The organism is Arthrobacter terricola (assembly GCF_004354015.1).
GTDB classification, from domain to species: Bacteria; Actinomycetota; Actinomycetes; order Actinomycetales; family Micrococcaceae; genus Arthrobacter; species Arthrobacter terricola.
On record NZ_SMRU01000097.1, the window covers coordinates 1 to 1566 of the forward strand.

Below are 1566 nucleotides of genomic sequence, written 5' to 3' on the forward strand. Positions count from 1 at the left end.
ATCACCCTGGCCGCGGATGACCGCGCGCACGTGTCCCAACGCGCCCAGTTCGCCCGCAACAACCTCTGGGTCACCCCGTACACCCGGGAAGAACGGTTCCCGGCCGGGGAATACCCGAACCAGTCCACCGGCGGGGACGGGCTGCCGGCCTGGACCGCGGCGGACCGGAACATCGTGGATCAGGACCTGGTCGTGTGGTACACCTTCGGCATGCACCACGTCGTGCGCCTGGAAGACTGGCCCGTCATGCCGAGGCAGAACATCGGGTTCATGCTCGAACCCCACGGCTTCTTCAACCAAAACCCCACCCTGAACCTCCCCACCGAAATCACCACCACCACCGGCGGACACTGCAGCACCGGCAAATAACCCCGCCACCGCCGCAGCAAGCGCACCACCGGCTGGACCGGCACCACCTGTAAGACCCGTCTTACCGGGATGAAATAGTCTTCGGTCCCCGGCGCTGACTCCCAGTGCCGGGGACCGAAACCATCCCAGCCACAAACTTTTTGTTCCCTAGTGAGGGCGTGATCCTTGTGTTCGAAATCCCCGCAGTCTCCTGGGCCCTCACGGCCGTGCTGTCCGCCGCCGGCGCCTACCACCTCTACCTCGCCGCCCGGGCCCGCAAGGTCACGGACCGCATCAACGAAGTCCTGCACGCCCTCATGCATGCCGCCATGGCCGCGATGATCTGGAACCTCGCCCCGGCCGCGCTCCTGGCCCAGATCGGCGTCCTCGCCGCCGCCGCGCTCTGGTTCACGCTCCAGGCCATCGCCCGCCCCGAATACAAACTCCTCTGCACCGGCACCCAAGGCCGGATCACCTGCGCCTACCACGCCGCGACCATGGCCGCCGCCGCGTTCATGCTCACCATCATGAACACCACCAGTGCCGGAAACACGGCCACCGGAAACACCGGCGCGGGCAACATGCCTCAGATGAACATGGGCGGCATGGTGGACATGGGCTCCATGCCCATGAACCACCACACCACCACACCAGCAGCGGCAACAAGCACAGCCAACCCGCTCACCGCGCTCTTCGCCCATCAAAGCGCCCCCGCCCTGATCCTGGCCATCCTCTTCGGCACCGCAGCAATCACCTTCACCACCCTGCTCCTCCGCCGCCAACCCACTACCGGCCACGGCACACACGGCAACACACACAACAACCGCACCAAACACGCCCTCGAAGCCACCGGCGCCGCCACCATGGCCCTCATGTTCGCCACCATGACCAGCTAAACAGGAGACAGGGATCATGTCTGTTTCACCCTTGAAGTGCTGCATCAACCCCAGCATCCTCTCGGCCGACTTCGTCAACCTCGAGGCCGAACTCGCCCGCATCAGCAACGCCGACGCCGTGCACGTGGACGTCATGGACAACCACTTCGTGCCCAACCTGACCATCGGCCTGCCCGTCGTGGAACGCATCCAAAAAGTCAGCCCCGTCCCCCTGGACGCCCACCTCATGATCGCCAACGTCGACCGCTGGGCACCCCACTACGCCGACGCCGGCCTGGACTCGGTCACCTTCCACGTCGAAGCCTCCGACGCCCCCATCAAA

Annotated in this window: 3 protein-coding genes; all 3 read left to right on the forward strand. The window is 65.5% G+C overall.

Annotated features, from left to right (window positions below; genetic code table 11):
- Nucleotides 1-369 (forward strand): copper amine oxidase (locus E1809_RS26415; RefSeq protein ID WP_456236609.1); only part of this gene is annotated, 369 nt, incomplete at its 5' end.
- A 158-nt stretch (nucleotides 370-527) separates the two neighbouring features.
- A complete protein-coding gene (locus tag E1809_RS26420; RefSeq protein ID WP_133207169.1) occupies nucleotides 528-1244 on the forward strand; it encodes a DUF5134 domain-containing protein in 717 nt (238 codons plus the stop codon).
- A 16-nt stretch (nucleotides 1245-1260) separates the two neighbouring features.
- On the forward strand, nucleotides 1261-1566 hold a 306-nt coding region (locus E1809_RS26425; RefSeq protein WP_407921065.1), incomplete at its 3' end, for a ribulose-phosphate 3-epimerase.